This window comes from Limnohabitans sp. TS-CS-82 (assembly GCF_002943475.1).
On record NZ_PTQX01000006.1, the window covers coordinates 136075 to 159439 of the forward strand.

The window sequence follows — 23365 nt, forward strand, 5'->3', positions numbered from 1 at the left end:
GGCTTTAGATCGCGTCAACATGTCGCGCACGTGTCGCGACATGGGGCGTGTGCAATTACTTGCGTGTGGCCAATGGCTCGACGTTGCGGTGAGCAGAGCCCGTGAACAACTGACGTGGACGGCCGATTTTGTACTCGGGGTCGCTGATCATTTCGTTCAACTGAGCGATCCAGCCCACGGTACGTGCCAAGGCGAAGATGCCGGTGAACAAGTTCACGGGAATACCAATGGCGCGTTGCACGATGCCAGAGTAGAAGTCGACGTTGGGGTAGAGCTTGCGGCTGACGAAGTATTCGTCTTCCAAAGCGATCTTTTCCAAAGCCTTGGCCAACTTGAACAAAGGATCGTTCTCGAGGCCGAGTTCTTTCAACACTTCGTCGCACGTCTCTTGCATCATCTTGGCGCGTGGGTCGTAGTTTTTGTAAACGCGGTGACCAAAGCCCATGAGCTTGACGCCAGAGTTCTTGTCTTTGACCTTTTCCATGAACTCGCCCACTTTAGAGACGCCGCCCATGGCTTGGATTTCTTCCAGCATGTTCAAGCACGCTTCGTTGGCGCCGCCGTGTGCGGGGCCCCACAAGCAAGCCACGCCCGCAGCGATGGCTGCGAAGGGGTTGGTGCCTGACGAACCGCACAAACGCACGGTCGATGTCGAAGCGTTTTGTTCGTGATCTGCGTGCAAGGTGAAGATGCGGTCCATGGCGCGCTCAAGCACGGGGTTGACCACATACTCTTCGCAAGGTGTACCGAACATCATGCGCAAGAAGTTACCTGCGTAGCTCAGGTTGTTCTGTGGGTACATGTAAGGCTGGCCCACGCCGTATTTGTAGGCCATCGCAACCAGAGTTGGCATCTTGGCGATCAAACGGATCGCTGCGATTTCGCGGTGCTCTGGGTTGTTGATGTCAGTGCTGTCGTGGTAGAAGGCCGACAAAGCGCCCACCAAGCCAGTCAATACAGCCATAGGGTGAGCATCGCGGCGGAAGCCGCGCAAGAAGAATTGCATTTGCTCGTTGACCATGGTGTGGTTGGTCACGGTGCTTTCGAACTCGGCTTTTTGTGCGGCGTTGGGCAGTTCGCCCTTCAACAACAAGTAGCAAGTTTCGAGGTAGTCGCAGTTGGTGGCGAGTTGTTCGATGGGGTAGCCGCGGTACAGCAACTCACCTTTGTCGCCGTCGATGTAGGTGATGCCCGATTGGCACGACGCGGTCGACAAGAAACCTGGGTCATAGGTGAACATGCCGGTTTGGCCGTACAACTTACGGATGTCGATGACGTCAGGACCGACGCTGCCGCTGTACACGGGCATGTCGATGCTGGGGCTGCCGTTGCTGAACGACAGGGTTGCTTTGTTATCTGCAAGTTTCATGGTGTTTTCCTAAATTTCTTTTGAAAGCGTGACTTCGTTTCAGGGATCGGTCAGTGACGCAACATCTGAAGCACGGTGACGGCATCTTCGGACAGTGGTGCGTCTGGCAACTCTTTGCGCTTCAACAAAATGTCGAGCAAGTCGTTGTCAGACAGGTCCATCAGTTCATACATGCCGCGTGCGTGTCCCACCGTTAAGCGAGATTCGTGCCGTTCGAAGAAGCGTTGGATGAACAAATCGTTCTCTAGCAAACCGCGTCGGCTGCGCCAATGCAGTTTGCTGAGCGCGCGTTCACCCAAGGGCAGCTGGCCATCGAGGCCATTGAGCTGCTCGTCGCCGACCGACGTGTCACGAAATGGTGCGCTGGCGTCCATCCTGGTGCTCTGTGTGATGCGTTGTCTCGCCTTAGACGGCGCGACGAACCATCATTTCTTTGATCTTGCCGATGGCCTTGGTGGGGTTCAAACCCTTGGGGCACACGTCGACGCAGTTCATGATGGTGTGGCAACGGAACAAACGGTAAGGATCTTCCAAGTTGTCCAAACGGCCAGCGGTGTCTTGGTCGCGGCTATCGGCAATGAAGCGATAGGCTTGCAACAAACCAGCAGGGCCGACGAATTTGTCAGGGTTCCACCAAAACGATGGGCAGCTGGTGGAGCAGCTGGCGCACAAGATGCACTCGTACAAACCGTTCAGCTCGTCACGCTCTTCGGGCGACTGCAAACGCTCTTTTTCAGGCGGTTGCGTGTCGTTGACCAAGTAAGGCTTGATGGAGTGGTATTGCTTGAAGAACTGAGTCATGTCCACGATCAAATCGCGGATGACTGGCAGGCCTGGCAGCGGCTTCAACACGATCACGCCGGGGAGGGTGCGCATGTTGGTCAAGCAGGCCAAGCCGTTTTTGCCGTTGATGTTCATCGCGTCGGAACCGCACACGCCTTCGCGGCATGAGCGACGGAACGAAATGGTGGGGTCGACGGCTTTGAGTTTCATCAAAGCATCCAAGAGCATGCGCTCATTGCCATCCAATTCGACCTCGATGGTCTGCATGTACGGCTTGGCGTCGGTGTCTGGGTCGTAGCGATAAATTTGGAACGTGCGTTTTGTCATGGTGTTTACCTGATCAGAAAGTACGGGTCTGGAGCTTGACGCTCTCGACGGTCAATGGCTTCATTTGCACGGGCTTGTAAGAGAGCGCGTTGCCTTCTTTGTGCCACAGGGTGTGCTTGTGCCAGTCTTGGTCGTTACGACCGTTGGGGTGCTCAGGCGTGTCACCGTAATCGTTCACGGTGTGGGCGCCACGGCTTTCGTGACGTGCCGCAGCCGAGACGATGGTGGCTTGCGCAGCTTCGATCAAGTTTTCAACTTCCAGCGCTTCGATGCGTGCGGTGTTGAACACCTTGGAGTTATCTTTCAAACCGATGTTGGCCACGCGTTCACGCAGGGCTGCGATTTGCTTGACGCCTTCGTCCATCAACGCTTGTGTGCGGAACACGCTGGCGTGTTGCTGCATGGTGTCGCGGATGTCGTTGGCCACGTCTTGGGCGTATTCGCCGGTGGTGTTGGCGTCCAAACGGGCCAAGCGAGCCAAGGTCACGTCAGCCGCGTTTTCAGGCAGTGGCTTGTGTGTTTTGACTTTGTTGTTGAATTCGACGATGTGGTTGCCCGCAGCGCGGCCAAACACCAACAAGTCCAACAAAGAGTTGGTGCCCAAGCGGTTGGCGCCGTGCACCGACACGCATGAGCATTCGCCCACAGCGTACAAACCGTTCACCACCACGCTTTCGTTGTTGGCGTTTTGCGTCACAACTTGGCCGTTGATGTTGGTGGGGATGCCGCCCATTTGGTAATGGATGGTAGGGATCACGGGGATCGGCTCTTTGGTGATGTCAACGTTGGCAAAGTTGTGGCCAATTTCGAACACCGAAGGCAAACGCTTCATGATGGTGTCAGCACCCAAGTGGGTCATGTCGAGGTTGATGTAGTCCTTGTTAGGACCGCAGCCGCGACCTTCTTTGATCTCTTGGTCCATGCAGCGTGACACGTAGTCGCGTGGGGCCAAGTCTTTGTAAGCGGGGGCATAACGCTCCATGAAGCGCTCGCCGTTGCAGTTACGCAAGATCGCGCCTTCGCCGCGGCAGCCTTCGGTCAACAACACGCCTGCACCGGCCACGCCAGTGGGGTGGAATTGCCAGAATTCCATGTCTTCGAGTGGGATGCCAGCGCGTGCTGCCATCCCGAGGCCGTCGCCGGTGTTGATGAACGCGTTGGTCGAGGCTGCAAAGATGCGGCCTGCACCACCGGTGGCGAGCATCGTGGTTTTGGCTTCCAAGATGTACAACTCGCCCGTTTCCATTTCGAGGGCGGTCACGCCAACGACATCGCCCGCGTCGTCGCGGATCAAGTCGAGGGCCATCCATTCCACGAAGAACGTGGTTTTGGCAGCGACGTTTTGTTGGTACAGGGTGTGCAACATGGCGTGACCGGTACGGTCAGCAGCAGCGCAAGCACGTTCCACAGCTTTTTCGCCGTAGTTGGCGGTGTGGCCGCCGAAGGGGCGTTGGTAAATGGTGCCGTCAGGGTTGCGGTCGAAAGGCATGCCCATGTGCTCCAAGTCGTACACGACTTTGGGGGCTTCACGGCACATGTATTCGATCGCGTCTTGGTCGCCGAGCCAGTCGGAGCCTTTGACGGTGTCGTAGAAGTGGTAGTGCCAGTTGTCTTCGTTCATGTTGCCCAAAGAGGCGCCAATGCCGCCTTGCGCCGCCACGGTGTGTGAGCGAGTTGGGAACACTTTAGAGAGAACAGCCACGTTGAGACCCGCACGGGCGAGTTGCAACGAAGCGCGCATGCCAGAGCCACCGGCACCGACGATGACCACATCAAATTTACGACGGGGAATTGAACTTTTTGCTGTCATGACTTAGAGCCTCCAGAGAACCTGAATGGCCCAGCCGAGACACGACACCAGCCAAACCATAGTGAAAACTTGCAGGAACAAACGCACAGCCACAGGCTTGACGTAGTCCATCCAAATATCGCGAACGCCGACCCACACATGCAGGGTCAAAGCAATGAACACGGAGAAGGTCAAGGCCTTCATCCATTGGGTGCTGAAAATACCAGCCCACTTGTCGTAACCAATGTCGCCGCTGGTGAGCAGCACTTGGGCCAACACCACCACGGTGAACAAAACAATCAGCGCAGCGGTTACGCGTTGGGCCAACCAATCGCGTAAACCGTAATGCGCGCCCACGACGACGCGCTTTGAACCGTAATTGACGGACATCTTTTAGCTCCTAGAAATCAGTAAAGGCCAAACAGCTTGGCGCCCAGAGCGGCGGTCAGGCCCAAGCTCAGCACCAAAGTGACGATGGCGGAAGACTTGCCGAACTCTTTGCTCACAGCGTGGCAAGCGTCCATGTACAAGTGGCGCAAGCCGGCGATCAAGTGGTGCAAGTAAGCCCAAATGATGGCCAAGGCAACCAACTTCACGAGGAAGCCTGGCACAAAGCCCAAGCCCACGTTGAAGGCCGCGCTGAACTTGGCAAACGAAATTTCGGAGGACACAGAGGTGTCAAACATCCAAACGATGAATGGCAACAACAAAAACATGATCAGGCCGCTGATGCGGTGCAAGATCGAGACAATTCCCGCCGCAGGAAGGCGGTAGGTGGGCAGGTCAGTGAACGCATTGATGTTGCGGAACTCTGGCCGCTTTTTGGCAAGCTCGGTCATGGGTGAGGGTCTTTCTTCGGGTTTATCAGCGGGTGAAAACAACTTTTCATTCTATTTGTATTTCATCGCATCAAGCTGACATGAGGGTTTCATGCGTCAGCTCAGGGCGTTTCGGTAGTGATGGGTGTCTGTGCGGTAGAGGCCTCGGCGCAGTTCCATGGGGGTGTCGTTGTAGGTGTAAGCCACGCGTTCCACGCTCAGCAATGGTGCGGTGACGGGGACGTTGAGCAGTTGGGCCTGTTCGGCGTCTGGGTTGACGGCTCGGATGGTTTCGTCAGCACGCACCATGCGCACACCAAATTCAGTTTCAAACAGTGCGTACATGGGGCCGTGGTAATCGCTCAAGCGCTCGGCGGTCAAGCCTTTGAACGGGGTGCCGGGCAGCCACAGGTCTTCCAAAATGGTCGGCACACCCGAAAACGCGAGCACGCGGCGTACTTGCAGCACGGGATCGCCACTGCGCAAACTCAGCGCACGGGCCACTTCTGCACTGGCGCGCAGGCGTTTGCAATCAATGATGGTGCGTTCGGCAGGGCCTTCGCTTTGCACGTTGCCACTGTCGGGTTGCAGTTTTAAGAAGCGGTATTGCACCTGCTGCTCGGCATGGGTGGCCACAAATGTGCCTTTGCCTTGGCGGCGTACCACCAAGTTTTCGGCTGAAAGCTCGTCAATCGCTTTGCGAACCGTGCCTTGGCTGACGCGAAAGCGTGCGGCCAAGTCCATTTCGCTGGGAATGGCTTCCCCAGGTTTCCACTCGCCAGACTGCAAACTTTGCAGAATAAGTCCTTTGATTTGTTGGTACAGCGGACTGAAGGCTGGTGTCAAGCCGCCCATGCCAGACGCGTCAGCACCCAACAGGGGGGCCGACGTGGCGTTGGTGAACAGGGGGGAGGGGAGCGTGGCCATCAAGGTCGAGTCAAAAAGGAGGGGAGGCGTCAGGTCGTTGTCAACCTCTGATCATATCTTCTATAAGACATAAGACAGATGCCTTCGAGGGTTTTCGAGGGTAAACTTGGTCGACTTTCTTTTTCAATCACTACTTGGAGTTTTTCTCATGAGCAAGAAGCCTGTTCGCGTTGCCGTCACTGGCGCAGCTGGTCAAATTGGTTACGCCCTGTTGTTCCGCATTGCCTCTGGCGAAATGTTGGGTAAAGACCAGCCCGTCATCTTGCAATTGTTGGAAATCCCTGACGAACGCGCTCAAAAAGCCCTCAAAGGCGTGATGATGGAATTGGAAGATTGCGCATTCCCATTGCTGGCTGGCATGGAAGCGCATGCTGACCCCATGACCGCATTCAAAGACACCGACTACGCTTTGTTGGTCGGTTCACGTCCACGCGGCCCCGGCATGGAGCGCGCTGAGTTGCTCGCCATCAACGGCGCCATCTTCACAGCCCAAGGCAAGGCCTTGAACGCTGTGGCTTCACGCGACGTGAAAGTTTTGGTCGTGGGCAACCCCGCCAACACCAACGCCTACATCGCCATGAAGTCGGCACCTGACTTGAAGCCAGGCAACTTCACCGCCATGTTGCGCTTGGACCACAACCGCGCTGCTTCGCAAATCGCTGCGAAAACAGGCAAGGCCGTAGCCGACATCGAAAAATTGACCGTGTGGGGCAACCACTCGCCCACCATGTACGCCGACTACCGCTTCGCCACCATCAAGGGCGAGTCTGTCAAGGCCATGATCAACGACCAAGAATGGAACGCCAACGTGTTCTTGCCTACCGTGGGCAAGCGCGGCGCGGCCATCATTGAAGCCCGTGGCCTGTCTTCGGCTGCTTCGGCTGCCAACGCTGCCATCGACCACATGCGCGACTGGGCCTTGGGCACCAACGGCAAGTGGGTCACCATGGGTATCCCGTCGCAAGGCTGGTACGGCATTCCTAAAGATGTCATGTTCGGTTTCCCCGTCACTTGCGAAAACGGTGAATACAAAGTGGTCGAAGGCTTGGCCATCGACGAATTCAGCCAAGCTTGCATCGACAAGACGCTGAAAGAGTTGACCGACGAACAAGCTGGCGTGGCCCACTTGGTCTAATTCTCAACAGAGAAACGTGATGAGCCATCCGCGCGACGTTCTGCTAGGAGCACAGGCCTCGGGAGCGTTGCTTCCTGTCTGTGACCACTACAGCGGTGTCGACGTGCGGATGCGCAAAAGCTTGCAATTGCAAGCCGAGATGACGCAAGAGTTTGGAACCTGCGTTTTCGACGTCACGCTCGATTGTGAAGACGGTGCCCCCGTGGGCGGCGAGGCAGAGCATGCCGCGCTGGTCACCGAGTTGGCACTGGCTGCCGCGCCCCAAGCCCGTGTGGCTGTGCGCGTGCACCCCGTCGATCACCCCAGTTTTGATGCAGACATTGCCCAGATTGCGGGCAAGGCTGCGAACCGTTTGACGCACATCATGGTGCCCAAGGTGGAGTCGGTCGCTGACGTGGTGCGCGCCGAGCAAGCCTTGAACCAAGCCGGTGCTCACGATTTACCGCTGCATGTGCTGATTGAATCGCCAGCAGCCGTTCACCGTGCCTTTGACATTGCGGCGCACGCACGTGTGCAATCGCTCAGTTTTGGTTTGATGGACTTTGTCTCTGCCCATGGCGGTGCCATTCCTGCGGGTGGCATGTCCTCAGTCGGTCAGTTCACCCATCCGTTGGTGGTGCGTGCCAAGCTGGAAATCGCCAGCGCTTGTCATGCCCACGGCAAAGTGCCTTCGCATTGCGTGGTCACCGAATTCAACGACACGCAGGCCATGCGTGCCGCAGCTGAGCGTGCGGCCCATGAGCTGGGTTACACCCGCATGTGGAGCATTCACCCTGCGCAAATTCGCCCCATTTTGGAAGCCATGTCTCCCAAGGCCGCGGATATTGAAGTGGCCAGCGAGATTGTGTTGGCTGCGCACACCGCCGATTGGGCGCCCATCAGCCACCGTGGTCAGTTGCATGACCGCGCCAGTTACCGTTTCTTTTGGCAAGTTTTGGAACGTGCACACCGCACGGGTCGTTACTTGCCCGCTGAAATCCAACGATTTTTCCAAGACTAATTCGGAGGTGTTCATGCGTTATTTGTATGCAGGATTGTTGGGTTGTTTGTGTTCGAGCTTGGCTTGGGCTGCTGTTGACGATGCACCCGCTAAAAACAAAACACAACAACACGCCCATGTCCAAAAAGTGGCCAAACCGAACGCCAAAGCAGCCCCGAAACTGTCGCCTGCTGAACTGGCCAACTTAGCCACCCAAAATGAAATGGCGCAAAGGCGTGCTGCCTTTGCAGCTTCAGCCGCCGCTGCTACGCCTGCAACTGTTTCGACCACTGCAACGCCGCCCATGCCCACGGTTGCCGTGCCTCAAGCCACTGCACCCGCTTTGACTGCGCTCGTGCCCGCTACCAAGCCTGCACCGGTTGCGCCCGTTCCCGCCACTGCCTTGGCTGCGCCCGCAACGATGCCCGTTGCGCAAACTACAGCGACGGACGACGTGCACGTTGGCCGCATGGTGTGTGAGTTGGGTAACGCTGTGTCTGTCACCCCCGACGCTGGCCAACCCGGCAGCTACTGGGTGCAAATGCGCCAACATCGCTTTCACATGACGCCTGTCACCACCACCACCGGTGCGGTGCGCTTGGAAGACTCGCATGCCGGTGCCATGTGGCTGCAGTTGCCTCATAAATCGATGCTGATGAACAGCAAGCTCGGCCAGCGTATGGCTGACGAGTGTCAAAGTGCCAACCAACTTGAAGTTGCCACCCGCATGAAATCTGGCCCACCGTCGACCTTGCTCGATGGCCCCAGCTTCGCGAAAAAATAAGCCACCCCTTTCCTTTTTGATTTGATAGACCGGAGAAAAAACCATGTTGAAAGCCTACCGTGACCACGTGGCCGAGCGCGCAGCGCTGGGCATCCCCCCACTGCCTTTGGATGCCAAACAAACGGCTGAATTGATCGAGTTGATCAAAGCCCCTGCCGCGGGTGAAGAAACGTTCTTGATGGACCTGTTGACCCACCGCGTGCCACCCGGCGTGGACGATGCGGCCAAAGTTAAGGCTTCTTTCTTGGCAGCTGTCGCTCACGGTGAGTTGAAGGTTGCTTTGATTTCCAAAGCCAAAGCCACTGAGTTGCTGGGCACCATGGTGGGTGGCTACAACGTGCACCCCCTGATCGAGTTGCTCGACGACGCGGAAGTGGCTGCTGTGGCCGCTGAAGCACTGAAGAAAACATTGTTGATGTTTGACTTCTTCAACGACGTCGCTGAAAAAGCCAAGGCTGGCAATGCCAAGGCCAAAGAAGTCATGCAAAGCTGGGCCGAAGGCGAGTGGTTCACCACACGTCCTGAAGTCGAAAAGAAAATCACAGTCACCGTGTTCAAGGTGCCTGGCGAGACCAACACCGATGACTTGTCTCCTGCGCCTGACGCATGGAGCCGTCCAGACATTCCATTGCATTACTTGGCGATGTTGAAAAACACCCGCGAAGGCGCAGCGTTCAAGCCTGAAGAAGACGGCAAGCGCGGCCCTATGCAGTTCATCGAAGACCTGAAGAAAAAAGGTCATTTGGTGGCCTACGTGGGCGATGTGGTGGGTACAGGTTCTAGCCGTAAGTCGGCCACCAACAGCGTGATCTGGGCCACAGGCCAAGACATTCCCTTCGTGCCAAACAAGCGTTTCGGTGGCGTGACGTTGGGCGGCAAGATTGCCCCCATCTTCTTCAACACCCAAGAAGACTCTGGCGCATTGCCAATTGAAGTGGACGTGACCCAATTTGAAATGGGTGACGTGATCGACATCTTGCCCTACGACGGCAAGATCGTGAAAAACGGCGCGACGGTGACTGAGTTCAAACTCAAAAGCGATGTGTTGTTTGACGAAGTGCGCGCCGGTGGCCGTATCAACTTGATCATCGGTCGCAGCTTGACCGCCAAGGCTCGTGAGTTCTTGGGCTTGCCAGCTTCTACTTTGTTCCGTTTGCCCACAGCGCCCATCGCGACAAAAGCCGGTTTCACATTGGCTCAAAAGATGGTCGGTCGTGCGGTTGGTTTGCCAGAAGGCCAAGGCGTGCGCCCCGGCACTTATTGCGAACCCAAGATGACTACCGTGGGTTCACAAGACACCACCGGCCCGATGACACGCGACGAGTTGAAAGACTTGGCTTGCTTGGGCTTCTCGGCTGACATGGTCATGCAATCGTTCTGCCACACCGCGGCTTACCCCAAGTCGGTGGACGTGAAAACGCACCGCGAATTGCCAGCGTTCATCAGCAACCGTGGCGGCGTGGCCCTGCGTCCAGGCGACGGTGTGATTCACTCATGGTTGAACCGTTTGTTGTTGCCTGACACCGTCGGTACTGGTGGCGACTCACACACACGTTTCCCCATCGGCATCAGCTTCCCAGCCGGTTCAGGTTTGGTGGCTTTCGGCGCCGCCACAGGCGTGATGCCTTTGGACATGCCTGAGTCCATTTTGGTTCGCTTCAAAGGCGAGATGCAACCCGGCGTCACCTTGCGCGACTTGGTGCATGCCATTCCTTTGTACGCCATCAAGAAAGGTTTGTTGACTGTGGCCAAGGCCGGCAAAATCAACGAATTCTCGGGCCGCATCTTGGAAATCGAAGGCTTGCCCAACCTCAAGGTTGAACAAGCGTTTGAATTGTCAGACGCCTCTGCCGAGCGTTCAGCTGCCGGTTGCACGATCAAGCTCAACAAAGAGCCTGTCGAGGAATACTTGAAGTCCAACGTGGTTCTGATGAAGAACATGATTGCCGATGGCTACGCCGACGCACGCACGCTGGCTCGCCGCATTGAGAAGGTTGAGCAATGGTTGGCTGCGCCTAACCTGCTCGAAGCCGACAAAGATGCCGAGTACGCACACGTCATCGACATCGATTTGGCCGACATCAAAGAGCCCATCGTGTGCTGCCCGAACGACCCAGATGATGCCAAGTTCTTGTCTGAAGTGTCTGGCACCAAGATCGACGAAGCTTTCATCGGTTCGTGCATGACCAACATCGGTCACTTCCGCGCAGCGGCTAAGCTGCTCGGTGGTCAACGCGACATCCCCGTCAAGTTGTGGGTCGCACCTCCAACGAAGATGGACGAGAGCGAGCTGATCAAAGAAGGTCACTACGCTGCGTTCGGCACTGCTGGTGCACGTACTGAGATGCCAGGCTGCTCGTTGTGCATGGGTAACCAAGCGCAAGTGCGCGAAGGCGCGACCGTGGTGTCTACCTCCACACGTAACTTCCCCAACCGTTTGGGCAAGAACACCAACGTGTACTTGGCGTCTGCCGAGTTGGCGGCCATCACCTCGAAGATGGGCAAGTTCCCAACCGTGGCCGAATACCACGAAGCCATGGGTGTGGTGAACAAAGACGGCGAAGCCATCTACAAGTACTTGAACTTCAACCAGATCGACGAGTACGTTGAAACGGCCAAAGGCGTGACTGCGTAAGCTGTCTGCGTCTTCACCCAGCATTTCGGTGCTTGGGTGATAAAACAAAACCCCGCAAAGCGCGAGCCTTGCGGGGTTTTTTTTTTGTTGCTGAGTGGCTCAGAACATGCGTGCCAATAGGCCGCCTTCAACAGGACCATCGACAGGAATCCACACATGCGTGGGGCTACCTGCGGCCACGTCGATGGAGGCACCGTTTTTGTCTTTCATTTGTTCCAACTTGACCTTGCGGTTGCCGCTGGGGTGAATGATCTCGATCGTGTCGCCGACTGAGAATTTGTTTTTGGTTTTAATCTCAGCCCAACCGTTTGCCACGCCGCGCACTTCGCCCACAAACTGGCTGCGATGTGCCATGGAGTGGCCGGTTTCGTAGTTTTGGTAGTCGTTAGCAGGGCGGCGGTCCATCAAGCCTGCGGTGTAGCCACGGTTGGCCAAGCCTTCGAGTTCGGTGATGAGCTCGGGGTTGAACGGGCGGCCTGCCACTGCATCGTCAATCGCGCGGCGGTAGACCTGCGCGGTGCGGCTCACGTAGTAGAGGCTCTTGGTGCGGCCTTCAATCTTGAGTGAGTCCACGCCTATTTTGGTGAGGCGCTCCACGTATTCGACAGCACGCAAGTCTTTGCTGTTCATGATGTAGGTGCCGTGCTCGTCTTCCATGATGGGCATGAGCTGGCCGGGGCGGCCTTTTTCTTCGAGCAAATAAATGTTGTCGGCGGCAGGGTGGCGTTCACCGTTGCCGCAGGACGAGAAGCTGGACTCGGCTTCTTGTTGTGACTTGGCAAAGTCAAAGTCGCCTTCCATGGGAATGGCCATGGCTTCGCCGGTGTTGGGGTCGGTGGCGCTGGCTTGTGTGCCATAGCTCCAGCGGCAGGCGTTGGTGCATGTGCCTTGGTTGGGGTCGCGGCGGTTGAAGTAGCCCGACAACAAGCAGCGGCCTGAATACGCAATGCACAGCGCGCCGTGTACAAACACTTCGAGCTCCATGTCTGGGCACTCTTGGCGGATTTTTTCGATCTCGTCAAAGCTGAGTTCACGCGACAAGATGATGCGTTTCACGCCCACGTTTTGCCAAAACTTCACCGCAGCCCAGTTGACCGTGTTGGCTTGCACCGAGAGGTGAATGTCCACCTCGGGCCACTTCTCGCGCACCATCATGATCAGGCCAGGGTCGGCCATGATCAGTGCATCGGGCTTCATCGCGATGATGGGCTCGATGTCACGCAAGTAGGTGCGCACTTTGTCGTTGTGGGGCAGCAAGTTGCTGGTGACAAAGAACTTCTTGCCACGCGCGTGGGCTTCGGCAATGCCGATGCCAATTTGCTCAAGGCGGAACTCGTTGTTGCGTGCGCGCAAGCTGTAACGGGGTTGGCCGGCGTAGACGGCGTCTGCGCCGAAGTCATACGCGGCGCGCATCTTGTCGAGCGAGCCCGCAGGCAAAAGAAGTTCAGGTGCTTTGAGAGTGGTCATGGGGTGCGATGCTGACGGGGCATCTGGAAAAATCATTCAGGGTCGATTTTCGCATCCCGCACCACCTTGGCCCAGCGAGGAGCTTCGGTCTTGATGAGTGCCGCAAACTGCTCTGGCGTGCCGCCGCCCACTTCGTTGCCTTGGCTCAAGATTTTGTCTTTCACCTCAGCCGTTTGCAGGGCTTGGTTGCACACAGTGTTGAGTTGTTTGACCAACTCGGGCGACATTCCTTTAGGGCCAATCAAGCCTTGCCAATTGAGCACGTCAACTTCTGGGAAGCCTTGCTCGCCCATAGTGGGCAGGTCAGGCAGTAAGGGTGAGCGTTTTTTGCTGGTGATGGCCAGCGCACGCATGCGACCGCCCTGAATGGACGGCATGGCGGCATACATCTGCTCAAACATCATGTGCACTTGGCCGCCCATCAAGTCGGTAGCGGCGGCAGAGCCACTTTTGTAGGGGGCGTGAATCATGTCGATGCCCGCCGAATGTTCAAACAACGCACCGCTCAAATGGTGGGAGCCACCAATGCCGCCCGAGCCATAGCTGAGTTTGCCGGGCGTTGCTTTGGCTGCTGCGACGAGGTCTTTGACGGTTTTGTAGGGCGAGTCGTTGCGCACCATCAAGATGAGGGGGCCGCGCTCAATCAAGCAGATGGGGGTGAGGTCGTTCAGCGGATCAAAGTTGAGTTTTTTGAACAAGGCTTGGTTGACTGCCAAGGGGGCGAAATTGCCCATTCCTAGGGTATGGCCATCGGGCTTGCCGCGTGCAATGGCTTCGGTGCCGATGTTGCCGCCAGCCCCTGCTTTGTTGTCGATGACGATGGTTTGTCCCAAGATAGCGCCCATGGCCTTGGCCACTTGACGTGAGCGGCTGTCGGCATTGCCACCCGCTGCATAGGGGCAGACCCACGTGATGGTTTTATTTGGATATTTGTCTTGGCCTAGTGCGAACAAAGGCAACAAGCTGGCGCTCGCAACAGCTTGAATGAGGGCGCGGCGTTTCATGGCGAGGCTCCGTAAAATTGTTTGTACTGTGACAGGTTCTGGTCATCATAAAAGCAGAAGTGAGGCATGCACAATCTGGGGATGACGAAATCGTTGTTAATTGCAGGCGGCGGTATTGCTGGTTTGGCTGCTGGTTTTGCGGCTGCGCGCGCCGGATGGCGTGCCACCGTGTTTGAGCGCGTGCCTGAGTTTTCAGAGGTCGGCGCAGGCGTTCAGCTGGGGCCTAATGTGACCCGCATTTTGCAAGCATGGGATTTGGGCGATGCATTTAAGCAAGTCGCCGCGTTTCCCTCTGTTCTGCAGGCCCGCAGCATGAGCACTGGCGAGGTGTTGGCCACCTTGTCCATCAAAGATGCCACCGGTCGCTATGGCGCGCCGTACGTGACCCTTCACCGCGCCGATTTGCATGGGTTGTTGCTTCAGGCAGCCCATTCCCAAGGCGTTGATGTGCAAAGCGACGCTGTGGTGTCGCGGTTCGCCCAATCGACGCAAGCTGCCGTGTTCGATGTCATGCAAGATGGGCAAGCGCAGCAACACACAGCCGCCGTCGCGGTGGCTGCCGATGGCGTATGGAGCCCGTTGCGTCAGCAATTGCTCGGCGATGGTTTACTGGCATTCACAGGTCACATTGCATACCGCGCTTTGGTGGCGCAGTCTGACTTGCCCGCGCACTTGCGCAGCCAAGATATTTCGGTTTGGATGGGCTCGCAAACCCATGTGGTGAGCTACCCCGTGCGCAGCGGCGATTATTTGAATGTGGTGTGTCTGGCGGAGGGACGTTTGTTAGACGCCGATGCTCATAATTTGCAGGCCTTGCAAACATGGAATGCCCAAAAGTCTGAATCGCAAACTTTGGTGGAGTTGCATCATGCGTTGCGGGGTGCCTGCACGACGCTCACCGATTTGATGGCTGCCTGCCGCGATTGGCGTTTGTGGCCTTTGTGCGGCAGGCCCCCCATGCGTGGCGCACACGAGCATGCGCAGGGTCGCATCGTATTGGTTGGCGATGCAGCGCATCCCATGCTGCCGTATCTGGCGCAAGGCGCAGGCATGGCCATTGAGGATGCTTCTGTGTTGGCGGCGCAGCTTGTCGAAGCCACGGCAAATGATGTGCCTCAGCGGCTGAAAAATTTTGCACAAGCCCGCTGGCAACGTAACGCACGGGTGCAGGCGAGAGCGGTGCGCAATGGTCATATTTTTCATGCCACCGGGCCGCTGCGTGTGGGCCGCGATATGGGCTTACGCGTCATTGGCGCGCGTTTGATGGATGTGCCGTGGTTGTACGGTGACGGCCACCGTTGAGTCTTTTAGCTGAGCGGCGCTAGACCTTGGCGCATGCGAGCCCGCTCGCAGGCGGGGCTGCCTTCTTTAAATTCTCGGCAAGGGGAGGGGCGCCATTCGTAAATGCCGCAAGTGGCTTTCTCGCCCACTTTGCCGCTGAGTGCGGCGCAACGCGGCGGCGAGTAATCGGTGCCGCGCATGCGGCACAGGGTGGCGGTGAGTTCTTGGCCCAAACCCGACGGGACAGAGCCGCCGTGTGTGTCCATTTCTTCCATGCTGAAATCCACCCGAAAGCTGGCGCAGCAGGCGCCGCAGCTGGTACAGGCCGACATCACTGACGTCCGAGCAGCAAGTACTCCATCAAGGCTTTTTGCACATGCATGCGGTTTTCGGCTTCGTCCCAGACGACCGATTGCGGACCGTCGATCACGTCGGCCGACACTTCTTCGCCACGGTGGGCGGGCAAGCAGTGCATGAACAGCGCGTTGGGTTTGGCGGCCGCCATCATGTCGGCGTCCACGCACCAGTCGTTGAAGGCTTGTTTGCGGGCTTCGTTTTCGGCTTCAAAGCCCATGCTGGTCCACACGTCGGTGGTGACCAAGTCTGCACCTTGGCAGGCTTGCATGGGGTCTGCAAAAACTTTGTAGCAATCGCTGTTGGAGAGGCCTGCGATGGCGGGGTCGACCTCATAGCCACTGGGCGTGCTGACGTGGACGGTGAAGCCCAGCATGTGGGCGGCCTGCAGCCAAGTGTTGGCCATGTTGTTGCCGTCGCCAACCCAAGCCACCACTTTGCCTTTGAGGCAGTCGAGCGGGTGGGCAGTCAAGCCGCGGTGTTCGATGAAGGTGAACAAGTCCGCCATGATCTGGCAGGGGTGGAATTCGTTGGTCAATCCGTTGATCACGGGTACGCGCGAATTGCTGGCGAAGCTGTTGATCTTGTCTTGGCCATAGGTGCGAATCATCACCAAGTCGACCATGCGGCTGATGACTTTGGCGCTGTCTTCGATGGGCTCTGCGCGTCCGAGTTGGCTGTCGCCCGTGGTCAAGTGCACCACCGAGCCGCCCAGTTGGTACATGCCTGCTTCGAAGCTCACACGCGTGCGTGTGGAGGCTTTTTCGAAAATCATGGCCAGCGTACGGTCAGCCAGTGAATGGTGTTTCTCGTAGGACTTGAATTTCTTTTTGATCACCGCAGCGCGCGTGAACAGGTAGGCATATTCGTCGGCCGTGAGGTCAGTGAATTGCAGGTAATGTTTCAGCGTTTGGGTCATGCGACTTCTGCCAAAAATGTTTTGATCAAGGGCACGAGGATGGCGAGCACCTCGTCGGCCTCTGCTGTGGTCATGATCAAGGGCGGCAAGAGACGCACCACGGTGTCGGCTGTCACGTTGATGATCAGACCTGCTTGGGTAGCTTGCGTGAGCAAAACGCCACAAGGGCGGTCCAATTCGATGCCGATCATCAGGCCTTGGCCACGGATGTCCTTGACACCCTTGAGGCCACCGAGTTCGGCCGTGAGTTTGTCGTGGAAATGCTTGCCCAAATTGGCCGCGTTCTCCAGCAGGCCATCTTTTTCCATGATGCGGATGGTTTCTACACCCGCACGCATGGCCAAGGGATTACCGCCAAAGGTAGTGCCGTGGTTGCCAGGCTGGAAGATATGGGCTGCTTTGGGGCCAGCCACGACCGCGCCGATCGGCACGCCAGAGCCCAGACCTTTGGCCAAAGGCATGACGTCAGGCACGATGCCTGCCCATTGGTGGGCAAACCATTTGCCGGTGCGCCCAATGCCGCACTGCACTTCGTCGATCATGAGCAGCCAGTCTTGCTGGTCGCACAGCGCGCGCACCTCGCGCAAGTAGTCAGCGCGCATGGGGTTGATGCCACCTTCGCCCTGAATGGTTTCAAAGAACACGGCCACGACATCGGGGTCGTTGACTGTGGCGTTTTTCAGGGCTTCCATGTCGTTGAGCGGCACACGGATGAAGCCTTCGAGCAGCGGACCAAAACCCTGTTGCAGCTTCACATTGGCGGTGGCGCTGAGCGTGGCGATGCTGCGGCCATGGAAGGCTTTTTCGTACACCACGATTTTGGGGTTGGTGATGCCTTTGTCGTGGCCGAATTTGCGGGCCAGCTTGATGGCTGCCTCGTTGGCTTCCAGACCTGAATTGCAGAAAAACACATTGGTCATGTTCGACAACTCGACCAACTTGGCGGCGAGCTTTTCGGCGTCGGGCACATGGAAGTAATTGCAGGTGTGGATGATCTTGCCGATTTGGTCTTGCAGCGCAGGTGCAAACTCGGGGTGGTTGTGTCCGAGCGTGTTCACGGCGATGCCAGCGAGGGCATCGAGGTATTGTTTGCCATTGACGTCCCAGACTCGGCAACCTTGACCATGGCTGAGTGCGATGGGCAATCGGCCATAGGTGTTCATGGTGTGCGGTGAGGCGGCTTCAATGAAAACAGACATGCGTGAACTCCTGAAATAAAAAACGACCCAACGAAGGTTGAGCCGTTGAAGCGTGATTTTAGAGGGTGCTTTTGACGCTTCTGTGAAAGAACATTGACACGTTTGTTGTGGTGACTTTGCGAAGTCAAAATGTCACAAGTCTTATATAAGATAGAATACCTGACACACTAGCGACAGAGGGAGATCCCCCGTCGCTCAAGCCCAACATTCAGCATCTACCCGATGGTTTCACCCTCAGCCAAAGAAGTATTTATTCTGGGAATTACCCAAGACGGACGCACATTCCGCCCCAGCGATTGGGCTGAGCGTCTGGCTGGGGTGATGAGCCAGTTTCGTCCAGGCGGCGCAACGCCGGGTAGCCACTTGAGCTACTCGCCTTGGTGTGTGCCCAATACCTTGGACGGCAACAAGTGCGTCATTGTTCACACCGACTTACGCGATGAAGAGCCCATGGCTTGGAGCTTTGTGATGAACTTCGCCAAAGACAATGGCTTGCAAGTGGTTGAGGCTTGCCTGCTGCCCGAGCATCCCCCATCTAAAATTTGAGCCTCACGCTGGGATTGAAAAAGTCCAGGCCACAAAAAAGCCGCTTTGCAGCGGCTTTTTGCTTTTTCTTTGCTGGCAGCGCACCCGTTACAAACGGCGGCTTGACGAATCAAGCCGGGCTGTTTGCCTGAATGATCAGGCGGCGAGGACCAAGGCCTTGACCTTGGTGGAGAGGCGGCTCTTATCGCGAGCTGCTTTGTTCTTGTGGAAGATGCCTTTGTCGGCAACCGTGTCCACCACAGCTTGCATCTTGGCAAACAGTTCGGTGGCTTTGGTTTTGTCGCCAGCCAAAACGGCTTTCTCGACGTTCTTCACCGCAGTGCGGTACTTCGAGCGCAACGAGGTGTTGGCGGCATTGATTTTGATGTCTTGACGGACGCGTTTACGACCTGATGCCAGGCGTGGGTTTTTTTTCTTGGGTTTAGCTGATGCCATGATGAATTTCCTAGAGGTTTGTGGATGATGCCAGCAAAGCCCACGATTGTAGCTTCAAACGCGGCGGTCGCTACACTGTGAGCCGTGTCACTGTTCAAATCTGCCTCCATCGTCTCGGGCTTGACCCTTATTTCCCGCATCACGGGCTTGATGCGCGAACTCCTCATTGCCTCCACCTTCGGTGCCAGCGCCTTGACGGATGCCTTCAATGTGGCGTTTCGCATTCCCAATCTGTTTAGGCGCTTGTTTGCCGAAGGCGCATTCAGCCAAGCTTTTGTGCCTGTGTTGGCGGCCAGCCGTCAGCAGCAGGGCGATGAGGCCACCCATGAATTGATCAGCCAAGTCGCGACGTTGTTGGCTTGGGCCTTGTTTTTAACCTCCGTTGTGGGTGTTTTGGCGGCACCTTGGTTGGTTTGGGCCATGGCCAGTGGCTTGCAGCAGTCATCCGAAGGTTTTGAGGTCGCGGTGGTGTTGACCCGTTGGATGTTTCCTTACATTGCCTTCATGTCGCTGGTGGCCTTGGCGGCGGGGGTGCTCAATACGTGGAAGCGCTTTGCCGTGCCAGCGGCCACACCCGTGCTGTTGAACGTGTCCATGATCGTGGCCGCTTGGTGGGGCGGCCCTTGGTTTGGCACTTTGGGTGTGCCGCCCATATATGCCTTGGCCGCCGGTGTGATGTTGGGCGGTGTGGCGCAGCTCAGCGTGCAACTGGTGGCTTTGCGACGTTTGGGGCTCTTGCCACGCATCGGTTTGCGCTGGCGCGACATTCGTCAAGCGTGGTCGGGTCCGGGGCCTAAACGTATCTTGCAGCTCATGGTGCCCGCCTTGTTGGGGGTGAGCGTGGCGCAAATCTCGCTGTTGATCAACACACAAATTGCTTCGCATTTGGTATCGGGCAGCGTGAGTTGGCTCAGTTATGCCGATCGTTTGATGGAGTTTCCGACGGCTTTATTGGGCGTGGCGTTGGGCGTTGTGCTGATGCCGCAACTCTCAGCAGCCAAAGCGGCCAACGACACGGCCAAATACTCGGACATGCTGGACTGGGGTTTGCGTTTGGTGGTGGTGCTGGCGCTGCCTTGTGCCTTGGCTTTGTTGGTGTTTTCAAAAGCCTTGGTGGCGGTGCTTTACAACTACGGCGCTTTCAGCGCACACGATGTGCAGCAAACCACGCTGGCCCTGATGGGCTACGGTGTGGGCTTGCTGGGTTTGGTGGCCATCAAGGTGCTGGCACCCGGTTACTACGCCAGTCAAAACATACGCACGCCCGTGCGCATTGCGGTGGCTGTGTTGGTCATCACGCAACTGTTTAATTTGGTGTTCGTGCCCTTTTTCGCCCATGCTGGTTTGGCCCTGTCGATCGGTCTGGGCGCTTTGGTGAACGCGGCTTGGCTGCTGTGGGGCCTGCGTCACAACGGCACGTATGTCATGAGCACGGGCTGGCTGCGTTTTGTGCTGCAAGTGCTGGTGGCATGTGCCGTGCTTGGGGCTTGGTTGTGTTGGGCCGCCCAGTCTTGGGACTGGACGGCATTGCACGCCACACCGATCTGGCGCGTAGGTTTGATGGCGTGCGTGTTGGCCGTCAGTGCGGTGCTGTACTTTGGTACGCTGGCACTCACGGGCTTGAAGCTGCGTGTTTTGTTGCGTCGATGAAAGGCGAGTTGCATGAATTTCAAATTAGAAGTGCCCACCGCACTCGAATACTTTGAGTCTTTGGTGCAAAGCGATGCCCACTTTCCCTTGCTTGAAGCGGCCACCAGCTTGGCTCAAGATGAATACCCTGAACTCGATATTCAGGAAGTGCTCGATCACGTCGACCAACTCGGCGGGCGCCTCAAGCAACGTTTGCCCTCAGACGCTGGCGCGCTGCAAAAACTGCGTTTGCTGAACCAGTTTTTCTTTGATGAGTTGGGCTTTGGCGGCAACTTGAACGATTACTACGACCCTGACAACAGCTTTTTGCATGTGGTGCTGCGCACGCGTCGCGGCATTCCCATCAGTCTGGCGGTGTTGTGGCTGGAGTTGGCGGCGGGTCTTGGTTTAGAGGCCCAAGGGGTGAGCTTTCCGGGGCATTTTTTGGTGAAAGTGCGTTTGCCTCACCCGCACGATGGCATGGCTGTGATCGATCCTTTTTCTGGCCGTTCGCTGGGCAAAGAGGACCTGATGGAGCGACTTATGCCTTTGTATAACGAGTCAGGGTTGGTGCGCAACGGTGAGGTGTCAGACGACTTGCTCAAGCAATGTTTGCGCACCGCCACACCCCGCGAAATCATGGCTCGCATGCTGCGCAATTTGGAAGAGGTGTACGTCAGCCACAACGATGCGCCGCGTCTCGCACTTGTGAAAAAGCGCCTGCAGGTTTTGATTCCCGAGGCGCCTGAAGTCGGCTGACAGCCCTTTGGGGCTGCGTCCGGCTCTTATCGAAGCAAGGTTATTGCACCAACACCGCTGCTGTATTGCCGCGTTCGGCAATCACACCAATGGTGTGCACTTGCTCGCCGTGGGCACGCAGCACCTCCGCACAAGCAGCAGCGTGGGCTGCGTCGATGACCACCACCATGCCGATGCCGTTGTTGAACGTGCGGTTCATCTCGATGTCGTCGATGCCCGCTGTGCTTTGCAACCAAGCAAACAACTCAGTTTGTGGCCAGCTGCCCTTGGTCAAGTGCGCCGCCATGCCTTCGGGCAAGACGCGTGGGATGTTTTCAAGCAAACCACCGCCCGTGATGTGCGCCAACGCTTTGATGGGTTGGGTGGCCAATGCGGCCAACACGCTCTTCACATACAAGCGGGTGGGGGCCATGATGGCTTCTTTGAACGGCTTGCCATCTAGGGTGGCGGGGGCGTTGGCACCTGCGCGGTCAATCACCTTGCGGACCAACGAAAAACCGTTGGAGTGCACGCCCGCCGAGGCCAAGCCCAAGACCACATCGCCAGGTTTCACATCTTGACCGGTCAAGATTTTGGATTTCTCTACGGCACCGACGGCAAAGCCCGCCAAGTCGTATTCGCCATCGGGGTACATGCCGGGCATTTCAGCGGTTTCGCCGCCAATCAAAGCGCAGCCTGACAGCTCGCACCCTTTGGCGATGCCACCCACGACGGCGGCTGCGGTGTCCACATGCAACTTGCCGCACGCAAAGTAGTCGAGGAAGAACAGGGGCTCAGCGCCTTGCACCAACACGTCGTTCACGCTCATGGCCACCAAGTCGATGCCCACGGTGTCGTGCATTTGCCATTCAAATGCCAGTTTGAGCTTGGTGCCCACGCCGTCTGTGCCGCTGACGAGCACAGGTTCTTTGTAACGTTTGGGGACTTCAAACAAAGCGCCAAAACCGCCAATGCCTGCTAAAACGCCCTCGCGCATGGTTTTTTTGGCCAGAGGTTTGATGCGTTCGACCAAGGCGTCGCCTGCGTCAATGTCGACACCGGCGTCTTTGTAGGAAAGGGGTTTGTTCATAGTGAGGAGGTGCTGAGGCGTGCAGAAGGTGCGCGCCGATAGAATCAAGGCTTAATTTTAAAGCCATCACCCGTCCCGCTGTATGCAATTCACCCCCGCGCAACGACACGCCCTCGCATGGACCGGCCTCATCGCCGTGGTTGTGCTGATTTTGTGGCTGCTGGGGCCCGTGTTGATGCCGTTTGTGGTGGCCGCCGTGTTGGCTTACGCCCTCAGTCCTTTGGTGCGCGGGTTAGAACGGTTGTCGGGCGGACGCTTGCCTCGCATGGCGGTTGTGGTGTTGGTGGAATGTGCCCTTGTGCTGCTTTTGCTCGCTTTGATGACTTTGTTGGTGCCAATTTTGGCCAGTGAGCTACCGCGCATGCGTGAGCAATTGCCCGCATTGCTGGTGCGCGGTCAAGCGGTGTTGACGCCGTGGCTGCAATCGATGGGCATCTCTGTGGCATGGGATGCTGAAAGCCTGAAGTCTTGGGTGTTACAAATTTTCAGCACGTCTCTCGACGAGGTGTTCAAACAAGCGCTGACCTCTTTGCGCATCGGCGGCAGTGTGGCCTTGGCGGTGGTCGGGAACTTGGTTTTGGTGCCCGTGGTGCTGTTTTATTTATTGCTGGATTGGCGCCGTGTGGTGCGCCATGTGGAGGCCTTGGTGCCTTTGCCCATGCGCAGTGCGTATGACCGATTCATCGATGAATGCGACCAAGTCTTGGGGCAATACCTGCGTGGCCAGTTGTCGGTCATGGCGCTGTTGGCGATTTATTACAGCTTGGCGCTTTGGGCTTTTGGCCTAGAGCTGGCATTCCCGATCGGTGTGTTCACCGGTTTGGCCGTGTTTGTGCCGTACCTCGGGTTTGGCGTGGGCTTGGTGTTGGCGGCCTTGGCTGGATTTCTACAGTTTTCGCCTTCTGAAGCGCTGCTTATGGTGGGCGTGGTGTACGGCTTGGGTCAAGTCATTGAGAGTTTTGTGTTGACGCCGCGTTTGGTGGGGGAGCGCATTGGTTTGCATCCCTTGCATGTCATCTTTGCCTTGATGGCGTTTGGCGAATTGTTTGGTTTTGTCGGTGTGTTGGTGGCTTTGCCAGTCAGTGCCGTGTTGCTGGTGGCCATTCGTCGTCTGCGCGCGCAGTACCACGCCAGCCGTTTGTACCGAGGGCATTGAC

At 57.1% G+C, this 23365-nt stretch carries 22 protein-coding genes and 1 pseudogene; 9 read left to right on the forward strand and 14 right to left on the reverse strand.

Features of this window, described 5'->3' with window-relative positions; genetic code table 11:
• Positions 1-55 precede the first annotated feature (55 nt).
• The 7 genes from gltA to C5F52_RS13745 all read right to left on the reverse strand — a co-directional run bounded on the left by gltA (position 56) and on the right by C5F52_RS13745 (position 5941).
• Positions 56-1369 (reverse strand): citrate synthase, encoded by a 1314-nt coding sequence (gene gltA, locus C5F52_RS13715; protein ID WP_104798915.1) that lies wholly within the window; start codon positions 1367-1369, stop codon positions 56-58.
• Between the two features lie 50 nt (positions 1370-1419).
• Complete coding sequence (locus tag C5F52_RS13720; protein WP_104798916.1) at positions 1420-1743, reverse strand: succinate dehydrogenase assembly factor 2; 324 nt, start codon at positions 1741-1743, stop codon at positions 1420-1422.
• Positions 1744-1774: 31 nt separating this feature from the next.
• Positions 1775-2479 (reverse strand): succinate dehydrogenase iron-sulfur subunit, encoded by a 705-nt coding sequence (locus C5F52_RS13725; RefSeq protein WP_104798917.1) that lies wholly within the window; start codon positions 2477-2479, stop codon positions 1775-1777.
• Positions 2480-2492: 13 nt separating this feature from the next.
• Positions 2493-4289 carry a succinate dehydrogenase flavoprotein subunit gene (sdhA, locus tag C5F52_RS13730; RefSeq protein ID WP_104798918.1) on the reverse strand — a complete coding sequence of 599 codons (1797 nt, stop codon included), beginning with the start codon at positions 4287-4289 and terminating at the stop codon, positions 2493-2495.
• A gap of 3 nt (positions 4290-4292) precedes the next feature.
• Positions 4293-4658 (reverse strand): succinate dehydrogenase, hydrophobic membrane anchor protein, encoded by a 366-nt coding sequence (sdhD, locus tag C5F52_RS13735; protein ID WP_104798919.1) that lies wholly within the window; start codon positions 4656-4658, stop codon positions 4293-4295.
• 17 nt (positions 4659-4675) lie between these two features.
• Positions 4676-5107 (reverse strand): succinate dehydrogenase, cytochrome b556 subunit, encoded by a 432-nt coding sequence (gene sdhC / locus C5F52_RS13740; protein WP_104798920.1) that lies wholly within the window; start codon positions 5105-5107, stop codon positions 4676-4678.
• 96 nt (positions 5108-5203) lie between these two features.
• On the reverse strand, positions 5204-5941 hold the full coding sequence (locus C5F52_RS13745) for a GntR family transcriptional regulator (RefSeq protein ID WP_236657878.1): 738 nt from the start codon (positions 5939-5941) through the stop codon (positions 5204-5206).
• Positions 5942-6161: 220 nt separating this feature from the next.
• On the opposite strand from C5F52_RS13745, the gene C5F52_RS13750 reads away from it, so the two are divergent.
• From C5F52_RS13750 to acnB, 4 genes are read left to right on the forward strand one after another with little or no spacing between them, the layout of a single operon-like run.
• On the forward strand, positions 6162-7148 hold the full coding sequence (locus tag C5F52_RS13750) for a malate dehydrogenase (RefSeq protein ID WP_104798922.1): 987 nt from the start codon (positions 6162-6164) through the stop codon (positions 7146-7148).
• 19 nt (positions 7149-7167) lie between these two features.
• Complete coding sequence (locus C5F52_RS13755) at positions 7168-8148, forward strand: CoA ester lyase (protein ID WP_104798923.1); 981 nt, start codon at positions 7168-7170, stop codon at positions 8146-8148.
• Positions 8149-8161: 13 nt separating this feature from the next.
• On the forward strand, positions 8162-8911 hold the full coding sequence (locus tag C5F52_RS13760; RefSeq protein ID WP_104798924.1) for a hypothetical protein: 750 nt from the start codon (positions 8162-8164) through the stop codon (positions 8909-8911).
• A gap of 43 nt (positions 8912-8954) precedes the next feature.
• A complete protein-coding gene (acnB, locus tag C5F52_RS13765) occupies positions 8955-11546 on the forward strand; it encodes a bifunctional aconitate hydratase 2/2-methylisocitrate dehydratase (RefSeq protein WP_104798925.1) in 2592 nt (863 codons plus the stop codon).
• A 99-nt stretch (positions 11547-11645) separates the two neighbouring features.
• Here the strand turns inward: acnB and yegQ are convergent, their stop codons facing one another.
• Positions 11646-13013: a tRNA 5-hydroxyuridine modification protein YegQ gene (gene yegQ, locus C5F52_RS13770; protein ID WP_104798926.1), complete on the reverse strand. Its 1368-nt coding sequence runs from the start codon at positions 13011-13013 to the stop codon at positions 11646-11648.
• A 32-nt stretch (positions 13014-13045) separates the two neighbouring features.
• A complete protein-coding gene (locus C5F52_RS13775; RefSeq protein ID WP_104798927.1) occupies positions 13046-14017 on the reverse strand; it encodes a tripartite tricarboxylate transporter substrate binding protein in 972 nt (323 codons plus the stop codon).
• Between the two features lie 81 nt (positions 14018-14098).
• Here C5F52_RS13775 and C5F52_RS13780 point away from each other — a divergent pair, with 81 nt between their 5' ends.
• Positions 14099-15319 carry an FAD-dependent monooxygenase gene (locus tag C5F52_RS13780; protein ID WP_104799075.1) on the forward strand — a complete coding sequence of 407 codons (1221 nt, stop codon included), beginning with the start codon at positions 14099-14101 and terminating at the stop codon, positions 15317-15319.
• 5 nt (positions 15320-15324) lie between these two features.
• Here C5F52_RS13780 and C5F52_RS13785 read toward each other — a convergent pair whose 3' ends face one another.
• Genes C5F52_RS13785 through C5F52_RS13795 form a run of 3 tightly spaced genes read right to left on the reverse strand, consistent with a single transcriptional unit; the run spans position 15325 to position 17770 of the window.
• On the reverse strand, positions 15325-15630 hold the full coding sequence (locus C5F52_RS13785) for a YkgJ family cysteine cluster protein (RefSeq protein WP_104798928.1): 306 nt from the start codon (positions 15628-15630) through the stop codon (positions 15325-15327).
• Positions 15630-16571 carry an ornithine carbamoyltransferase gene (argF, locus tag C5F52_RS13790; protein ID WP_104798929.1) on the reverse strand — a complete coding sequence of 314 codons (942 nt, stop codon included), beginning with the start codon at positions 16569-16571 and terminating at the stop codon, positions 15630-15632. Before argF ends, C5F52_RS13785 begins: the two co-directional genes overlap by 1 nt.
• A complete protein-coding gene (locus tag C5F52_RS13795; RefSeq protein WP_104798930.1) occupies positions 16568-17770 on the reverse strand; it encodes an aspartate aminotransferase family protein in 1203 nt (400 codons plus the stop codon). The genes argF and C5F52_RS13795 overlap by 4 nt, the downstream gene beginning before the upstream one ends.
• Positions 17771-17992: 222 nt before the next feature.
• Here C5F52_RS13795 and C5F52_RS13800 point away from each other — a divergent pair, with 222 nt between their 5' ends.
• The gene (locus C5F52_RS13800) at positions 17993-18316 is read left to right on the forward strand and encodes a DUF3579 domain-containing protein (RefSeq protein ID WP_104798931.1); all 324 of its coding nucleotides are present in this window, start codon (positions 17993-17995) and stop codon (positions 18314-18316) included.
• Between the two features lie 135 nt (positions 18317-18451).
• Here the strand turns inward: C5F52_RS13800 and rpsT are convergent, their stop codons facing one another.
• Positions 18452-18751 carry a 30S ribosomal protein S20 gene (rpsT, locus tag C5F52_RS13805; protein ID WP_104798932.1) on the reverse strand — a complete coding sequence of 100 codons (300 nt, stop codon included), beginning with the start codon at positions 18749-18751 and terminating at the stop codon, positions 18452-18454.
• A gap of 84 nt (positions 18752-18835) precedes the next feature.
• Between rpsT and murJ the strand changes: the two genes are divergently transcribed.
• Positions 18836-20401 (forward strand): murein biosynthesis integral membrane protein MurJ, encoded by a 1566-nt coding sequence (murJ, locus tag C5F52_RS13810; protein WP_104798933.1) that lies wholly within the window; start codon positions 18836-18838, stop codon positions 20399-20401.
• Positions 20402-20413: 12 nt separating this feature from the next.
• A pseudogene (locus C5F52_RS13815) lies at positions 20414-21124 on the forward strand (SirB1 family protein); the annotation flags it as partial.
• 55 nt (positions 21125-21179) lie between these two features.
• Here the strand turns inward: C5F52_RS13815 and purM are convergent.
• Positions 21180-22208, reverse strand: coding sequence for a phosphoribosylformylglycinamidine cyclo-ligase (gene purM, locus C5F52_RS13820; RefSeq protein ID WP_104798935.1), 1029 nt, complete (start codon positions 22206-22208; stop codon positions 21180-21182).
• An 82-nt stretch (positions 22209-22290) separates the two neighbouring features.
• Here purM and C5F52_RS13825 point away from each other — a divergent pair, with 82 nt between their 5' ends.
• On the forward strand, positions 22291-23364 hold the full coding sequence (locus C5F52_RS13825) for an AI-2E family transporter (RefSeq protein WP_104798936.1): 1074 nt from the start codon (positions 22291-22293) through the stop codon (positions 23362-23364).
• Position 23365 lies beyond the last annotated feature (1 nt).